10 protein-coding genes are annotated in these 7,271 nt (G+C 63.6%); 4 read left to right on the top strand and 6 right to left on the bottom strand.

What is annotated here, in order from left to right; all coding sequences use genetic code 11:
• Both AC2FL1_RS05265 and AC2FL1_RS05260 read left to right on the top strand, forming a co-directional pair.
• On the top strand, positions 1–637 hold a 637-nt coding region (locus AC2FL1_RS05265; RefSeq protein WP_496876205.1), incomplete at its 5' end, for a PLP-dependent aminotransferase family protein.
• 134 nt (positions 638–771) lie between these two features.
• Positions 772–1,581 carry a DUF817 domain-containing protein gene (locus AC2FL1_RS05260; RefSeq protein WP_496876206.1) on the top strand — a complete coding sequence of 270 codons (810 nt, stop codon included), beginning with the start codon at positions 772–774 and terminating at the stop codon, positions 1,579–1,581.
• A 68-nt stretch (positions 1,582–1,649) separates the two neighbouring features.
• On the opposite strand, the gene AC2FL1_RS05255 is transcribed toward AC2FL1_RS05260, so the two are convergent.
• Positions 1,650–2,024 carry a hypothetical protein gene (locus AC2FL1_RS05255; RefSeq protein ID WP_496828115.1) on the bottom strand — a complete coding sequence of 125 codons (375 nt, stop codon included), beginning with the start codon at positions 2,022–2,024 and terminating at the stop codon, positions 1,650–1,652.
• A gap of 92 nt (positions 2,025–2,116) precedes the next feature.
• On the opposite strand from AC2FL1_RS05255, the gene AC2FL1_RS05250 reads away from it, so the two are divergent.
• Complete coding sequence (locus AC2FL1_RS05250; RefSeq protein WP_496876204.1) at positions 2,117–2,875, top strand: alpha/beta fold hydrolase; 759 nt, start codon at positions 2,117–2,119, stop codon at positions 2,873–2,875.
• Between the two features lie 140 nt (positions 2,876–3,015).
• Here the strand turns inward: AC2FL1_RS05250 and AC2FL1_RS05245 are convergent, their stop codons facing one another.
• From AC2FL1_RS05245 to AC2FL1_RS05230, 4 genes are all read right to left on the bottom strand, one after another.
• Positions 3,016–3,204, bottom strand: coding sequence for a hypothetical protein (locus tag AC2FL1_RS05245; protein ID WP_496828119.1), 189 nt, complete (start codon positions 3,202–3,204; stop codon positions 3,016–3,018).
• A gap of 75 nt (positions 3,205–3,279) precedes the next feature.
• Entirely contained in the window at positions 3,280–3,663 is a 384-nt protein-coding gene (locus AC2FL1_RS05240) for a rhodanese-like domain-containing protein (RefSeq protein ID WP_234139740.1), read from the bottom strand.
• A gap of 102 nt (positions 3,664–3,765) precedes the next feature.
• Positions 3,766–5,253 (bottom strand): flavin-containing monooxygenase, encoded by a 1,488-nt coding sequence (locus tag AC2FL1_RS05235; RefSeq protein ID WP_496876203.1) that lies wholly within the window; start codon positions 5,251–5,253, stop codon positions 3,766–3,768.
• Between the two features lie 15 nt (positions 5,254–5,268).
• Positions 5,269–5,730, bottom strand: coding sequence for a cupin domain-containing protein (locus AC2FL1_RS05230; RefSeq protein ID WP_496876202.1), 462 nt, complete (start codon positions 5,728–5,730; stop codon positions 5,269–5,271).
• Positions 5,731–5,878: 148 nt separating this feature from the next.
• Between AC2FL1_RS05230 and AC2FL1_RS05225 the strand changes: the two genes are divergently transcribed.
• Positions 5,879–6,877, top strand: a complete 999-nt coding sequence (locus AC2FL1_RS05225) for an AraC-like ligand-binding domain-containing protein (protein WP_496876201.1) — start codon at positions 5,879–5,881, stop codon at positions 6,875–6,877.
• Positions 6,878–6,882: 5 nt separating this feature from the next.
• On the opposite strand, the gene AC2FL1_RS05220 is transcribed toward AC2FL1_RS05225, so the two are convergent.
• A complete protein-coding gene (locus tag AC2FL1_RS05220) occupies positions 6,883–7,227 on the bottom strand; it encodes a RidA family protein (protein ID WP_234139736.1) in 345 nt (114 codons plus the stop codon).
• Positions 7,228–7,271 lie beyond the last annotated feature (44 nt).

The following is a 7,271-nucleotide window of genomic DNA, read 5'->3' as shown; positions in this document are numbered from 1 at the left end:
ACATCCCAGCCCGTTCCCGCACGCGCATGTGGCCACCACGACCACGCACAAGACCCTGCGCGGACCCCGTGGCGGTATGATCCTCACCAATGATGAAGATATTGCTAAGAAAGTGAATTCGGCGATCTTCCCCGGCATCCAGGGCGGTCCGCTGATGCATGTGATCGCTGCCAAGGCGGTGGCCTTTGGCGAGGCGCTGCGGCCTGAATTCAAGTCGTATATTCAACAGGTTATCACCAATGCTCAGGCGCTGAGCGAGCAGCTGATCAAGGGCGGTCTGGACACGGTGACCCATGGCACCGACACCCATGTGGTGCTGGTCGACCTGCGCCCAAAGGGGGTCAAGGGCAACGCCACCGAAAAGGCGCTGGGGCGCGCGCATATCACCTGCAACAAGAACGGAGTGCCGTTCGATCCGGAAAAGCCGACGGTGACCAGCGGCATCCGCTTGGGCAGCCCGGCGGGCACCACGCGCGGCTTCGGCGAGGCTGAATTCCGCCAGATCGCCGACTGGATCATCGAGGTGGTCGATGGCCTGGCCGCCAATGGCGAAGACGCCAACGGGGCCGTCGAGGACAAGGTCAAAGCCCAGGTCGCAGACCTCTGCGCCAGATTCCCGATCTATCCAAACCTTTGATGAATGAAACGTTTCGGATTGATATTGCAGCTGCCACCGGTCATCCCGGTGGCAGCTTTCATTTTCGGGCAGACCATTTGAGCAGGAAAAGAGATAACCGGACGCGCCAGTTGGAACGGTGGCTTGGCGACTGGATGCGTGCACGCCTGCCGCATGTGCTGGCGGAATTTGTCATGTTCGTTTTGAAACAGGGCTGGGCCGCCCTGTTCGGCGCGTCGCTGCTGATCGGCCTGATCGTCAGCGACCGCATCTGGCAACAGGACTGGGCGCTCGCCCGTTATGACGCGCTCTTGATCTATGCGTTGGGCTTGCAGGTGCTGTTTCTGGCATTGGGACTGGAAAGCTGGCGCGAGGTCCGGGTCATCTTGCTGTTTCACCTGACCGGGACCGTGATGGAGGTCTTCAAGGTTCAAGCCGGCAGTTGGGCCTATCCCGGCCCAGGCTTGGTCAAGCTTTGGGAGGTGCCGCTGTTCTCGGGCTTCATGTATGCCTCTGTGGGGTCCTACATGGCGCGCGCCATGCGGCTGTTCGACATGCGGTTTGCGCCCTACCCGCCTTTCTGGCTGTCGGTCCTGCTGGCGGTGGCCATCTATGTGAATTTCTTCGCCCACCATTTCCTGACCGATTTCCGGCTGATCCTGTTCGCTGCGGCGGTCGCGCTCTATGCCCGGACGCGGATCACGTTCCGCATCGGCGATCATCGCTACTGGATGCCACTGCCGCTGGCGGCCTTCTTCAGCTCGTTCTTCCTGTGGCTGGCCGAGAATGTGGGCACCGCCACGCGCACCTGGCTTTATTCCGGGCAGATCGCCGGAGAGATGGTGCGGCTGGCCAAGATGGGGTCCCGGTATCTGTTGCTCTATGGCAGCTTCGTCAAGGTTACGCTGGTGATGCGCGACGCGCTGGAGGAAGCTTCGGCCAAGGGGCGCTCCCGCCCCATTTGACCGCATCGAAGATGCGGCGCAAAGATGCGTTGGGCCGGGCGCCGCGCGTTCCGCACGGCGCTGTTCCGTCAGATCAGCCGACGCCAGGCCAGAAAGGCCAGCAGCAACGCGGCAAAAACCAGCAGGTTAAAGACCAGCGCCCCCAGCATGCCCAGCCACCAGCCCTTGCGACGGTCTGCGAGGTCGATGCCGCGCAGATGCGCCTGCACCTCGCGTGCGGCGGCACTCAACGAAGGGGCGTTCAACGTCATCCGCAATCGCGGATGCGCCATCATCGGCTCGACCCGGGCCAGTTCCATCGCACGGCGATAGATACGACGCGGCAGTCGGTGCTTGGCCCGTCTGAGCGCGAGGCGGAGCGATTTTCCATGCACCCCAAGTCGCGTCCGCAGCAACGCGATGGTCACGGCAATCTGGTCTTCGATCCGGTCGCTTTCGGTCATGGCTGTCCTACCCCCGGCGGGCACCATATCGCGCGGCCCGCGCAGGCTCAATGGGGCTGGCGGGGGCGGTCGCGTCAGGTTATCAGGGCGGCATGCTGACCACGATCCTGCATGGCACCCCGACCGACGCCCCGCCCCTTGTCATCGCCCATGGGCTCTATGGCTCTGGCCGCAACTGGGGGGTGATTGCCCGACGACTTGCCGATGAACGGCAGGTGATCGCCGTCGACATGCGCAATCACGGTCACAGCCCGTGGGCCAATACGCACGATTATCCCGCGCTGGCCGCCGATCTGGCCGAGGTGATCGAGGCCCATGGCGGTCGCGCCGACTTGCTGGGCCATTCGATGGGGGGCAAGGCGGCGATGGTGCTGGCGCTCACCCACGGGCACCTGCTGCGCCGCTTGGTGGTCGCGGATATCGCACCGGTGACTTACACCCACAGCCAGATGCCGTTCATCACGGCGATGCGCGGCGTCGACCTGAGCCGGGTCGAGCGCCGCTCGGATGCCGAAGAAATGCTGGCGGCGCAAGGGGTCGAGAAAGCGTTGCAAAGCTTCTTTACCCAGTCGCTCGATCTGCCCGGCAAGCGGTGGCGGTTGAATCTCGACGGATTGGCGGCGAACATCCCCGCGATCATGTCCTTCCCAGAGATATCAGCACATTGGGACGGCCCGGCGCTGTTCCTGACCGGCAGCACATCGGATTATGTGCGCGCCGAGCATCGCCCGCTGATCCGGGATCTGTTCCCCGCCGCCCGTTTTGCCAAGATACCGGGCGCGGGTCATTGGTTACACGCCGACAAACCCCGCGAATTCGAAGCAGCAGTTCGTGTCTTTCTGAATGCCTGAGCCTCTGCCCCTGCGCTTGCCTTGCGTCCGGGATACCTCCGGCGGGCGTATTTCAGACCAGAACGAAGCCCGGGCCTTCTTCATTTCGCAGAAAATACTCCGGGGGTCCGGGGGCTGGCCCCCGGCCTAGCGGCAGGCCTCTAGGCTTCTTCGTCGTAGAGCCGCCGCGCCAAAATCCAACTGACTGGCGCCGCGACGATAAAACCTGTAACCGCCGCCGCCAGAATTGCCTTGAGTGAAACCAAGCCCGCCGTAAGCACCGCAATCACCGCAGTGCCCGCCAGCGCGGTCGAGATCAGACTGTAAAGAATCGAAGCAAGGCGCATCATGGCCGGACCTCCTGATATGGCTGCGCGTCCGACCATGATATTAAATTATCAGAATGTGTTGGGCTTTGACCTGGATCACATGCCGGGATCGACCGGTTCGATCCGCTCGCCGGTCCAGTCCGCAAGACCGCCGAGATTATAGACCTCGTCATAACCCATGTCCTTGAGCAGTTTACCCGCCAGCGCCGCCCGCCCGCCCGAGGCGCAGTGCAACACGATCACCCGATCCTTGCGCAGTTCCGGGTCGTGAAACGGCGTGTCCGGATCGGCGCGGAATTCCAGCATGCCGCGCGGGATGTGATGGGCTCCGCTGGCACGGCCTGCGCGTTCCAGCTCGGGCGTGTCGCGCAGGTCGAGCAGCAGCGCGCCCTCGGCCACCAGTTGCTGGGCGCGGGCGCCGTCGATACGCGGCACCGCCGCATTTGCCGCCGCCATCATGTCCTTGACCGTCAAAACCATCTTGCGTGTCTCCTGTTTCGTTTCCCGCAGGCTAACATGCGTGTTTCGGAAAGTGTAAGACACGATTTTCGCGGGCGGCCTCTCACCGCCCACGAAAGGCGTTCAGCCCGCTTGATACTGCGGTGTCGAGGCCAGGAAGCGGCCATAGGCCCGCGCATCGGGATAAGAGAATTGCTCGGCCAACGGGTTGGCGCGCTTGCGCACCCCTGCCCCCATATCGGCCAGCAATTCATCGAAATGCTTGAAGTGGAACGGCGCAGAGCACAGCCCGCCATAGACCTGCGCGGCAGGGCGTTCCTTGCGCCTCCAGTTCAGCATCATCTGGATATTGGAGTTCATTTCCTGCTCACTCGGCTGATGGGCCAGTCGCCCGTCGGCAAAGCGGACCAGCCAGTTGGCGATCATCTCGGCCGACAGGATGGTGCAAAACGAAGAGTTGAATCCGACAAAGCCCATATCGGGCAGGTCCGGGTTCACCGCCAGGCGGTACACCCGGTACTGCCCATCCGCCTCGATCAGCTTGTCGCGGTACTCCTGCGCCAGATAGGGAATGCCCAGTTTCCAGCCCACCGCCAGCACCGACAGGTCACAGGGCACCCGGTCTCCGGTGGTCAGCACCACATGGCCATCCTCGTAGTGGTCATAGGTGCCTTGGATCGGCTTGACCGTACCGTCCCTGAAGCTCTCGAACAGGCCCGGCGTCACGATCGGCAGAGAGCACGAGGCCTCTTTCTCGATCGGGGTGTCGGGCACCATGTTCCATTTCTTCAAGCCCAATTGCGCCTTGAGCAGGGCTTCCAGTCCACGGAAATTGGCCCAGACCAGCGGTTTCAGCAGCGCGGCAATCACCCGTTGCAGGGGGGATTTGCCCCATTGGTTGAACTGCTGTTCCTGCGCCCGCATGTAGAGCAGCCGTTTGAAGTTGATGCCGCCCACGAAATAGGGCACTCGCCAGACATTCTCGCGATAGACCATGGTGACCGATTTCGCGCCGTTGCGCGCCGCGTTCACCACGATGTCGGTGGCCGATTTCGAGCCGCCCAGCACCACCACATGTTTGCCGCGCGCCATTGCGCTGTCGGTATATTCCGACGAGTGGATCACCTCGCCGCCGCCGGCGACAAAGGCCTCCTGCCCGGGATGGGTCAGGATGTTCTTGTCGGAAAACTGACCGGTGCAGATGGCCACGAAATCGAAATCCTCCTTGCGCACCCGGCCTGCTGCCTCGATCGTCAGCGTCCAGCCCGGCTGCCCGTCGGCGCGCCGGTCCATCGACAGGATGTTGGTGTTTAGCTGAAAGAGCCGCGGCAGATTGTGCTTGTCGGCATAGGAATGCAGATAGGCATGCACCTGCGGCCCCTTGGGCCATTCGGGATAGTCGTCGGGCATCGGCAGATCGGTATAGCAATACAGATCCTTGGGGCTTTGCGTCTGTACATCGGGGTACGAGCGCGACAGCTCCCAAACGCCGCCGAAATCGTGGCTGCGTTCGAACCCGGTGACCCGGTGGCCGCGCTCGTCAAAGGCCTTTGCCGCGGCAAGACCGGACACCCCGCCGCCGATGACGGCGACGTTCTTGCGTTCTACCATGATATGTTCCTCGCCTTACTGGGCGTCGGGCGGCGGCAGGAAATCGACCTCGTGCAGGGCCGAGATGCGCACCAGTTCGGCCGGATCGGTAACGCCATCAAGCGCCTTGAACAGATCGAACAGCTTGCGCGAGGGAGCCACGCCAAAGACACAGGTCGCACCCGCGCCTGAGCGGTTGAACACCGCATGCGCCACCCCCTTGGGCATCCGGACCATGTCGCCGGGGCCTGCCTTGTTGGCGGTCACGTTACCGGTCTCGAACCCGAAATCCACCTCGAGATTGCCACTCAGCACCAGGATCCATTCATCCTGGGTCGGGTGCACATGCGGCGGCACAAAGGTGTCGGCAGGCACTTCGGCATGCCACATGAACACGTTGTCGCTGTGCAGTTTCGGGGTATAGACCTGCCCGACCACGTTCCAGGCCAGCCCCGCCAGACCGGCATCAGTGGCGGTGATTCCCGCTTCCATCTGCATTTTGTTGCTCCTCCTGTTAGGTGTTATTCCACAAGCCTAGGAACGCCGGCTCGGCGCGAATATCCGAAAAGCGAAACTTTCGCCGCATCTTTGAGCGTGTTGGCAGGAAGTGCTTTGTCTTCGAGAAATCGGGCGGCATGCTGACGATATGCAGAACAAACCCGATACCACCCCCCTGTCGCGGTTTCGCCAGTTCCGCACGCCGGACCTTGATGCGGCGCGGGCGCTGGTCGCACGCAATTTCTGCGGTCACCGGCTGGAGCGGCAGGCGCGCGAGGATGCCTTTGACGCCTGCCAGCATCGGGCGGGCGGGAACGGGCTCTTTTACAACTACATCCGCTATGGCGCCGATGTGGAGATCGAGCCCGGAGAGCTGGGGTCCTTTTACCTGATCCAGGTGCCGATCCGGGGCCAGGCCCTGATCCGCAACGGCAGGACCGAGGTCGAGACCGGCAGCGCCATCGCCTCGGTTCTCAATCCCGACCGCCATACACGGATGCGCTGGCTGGGTGGCTGCGAACAGGTGCTGCTGCAAATCGACCGCAGCAGGCTGACCGCCGTGGCCGAGACCCTGACCGGGACCGCCCTGCAATCGCCGGTCCGGTTCGACCCGCAGATCGACCGCGCCCGCCCCGAGATGCAGCGCTGGCTGGCGCTGTTCCGGAGCGCGGTGTCGGCGGTGGATCATGGCGCGCTGCTTGATCCAGAACAGGCGCTCAGCCGCGCCCTGGTCGAGGACGAATTGATCGCGGGGTTCCTGAGGGCGCAGCCCTCGTCCATCGCGCCGCTGCTGGAGCGGCCCGAAACCGGGCCGCTGTCACCGCATGTGCGCCGGGCACGCGATTTCATGCAGGCACACCTGGCCGAGCCGCTGACCCTGAGCCAGATCGCCACCGCCGCCGGCACCTCTCCGCGCAACCTGCAACTGGGGTTCAGCCAGTTGCTCGAGATGACGCCGCTGGCCTATCTGAGGGTGCTGCGGCTGAACTATGCCCGCTATCTGCTGTGTGAAAGCCCGCCGCAGGTCACCATCGCCTCGATCGCGGGGGCGGCCGGGTTCAGCCATCTGGGCCGGTTCTCGGCCCAATATGCCGCCCGGTTCGGCGAAGGGCCCAGCCAGACCCGCAAACAGCGCTATCTGATCTGAGCGCCTCAGTCGCAGGCGGCGGTCACGATGATCTCGACCTTGAGCGTATCGCGCGCCAGACGCGCCTCGCCGCAGGCGCGCGCAGGCGCGTGACCCGCGGGAACCCAGGCATCCCAGACCGCGTTCATCTCGGCGAAATCGGCCATGTCGGCCAGCCAGACGATGGCCTGAAGGATGCGGGTGTTGTCCGACCCGGCCTCGGCCAGCAGCGCGTCGACGCGCGCCAGACAATCGCGGGTCTGCTCGGCCACGCTATCGCCGCTGCCGACCTGGCCGCACAGATAGGCGACGCCGTTATGCTTGACGATCTTGCTCATCCGCTCGCCGGTATGAATGCGTGTGATACCCATGGCTCCGCCCTCTGCAACGCTGAAACTCGTGCCCCTGTTAGCAG

This window comes from Ruegeria sp. YKSF070, from assembly GCF_059612725.1.
This window is presented reverse-complemented; position numbering and strand designations above follow the sequence as displayed.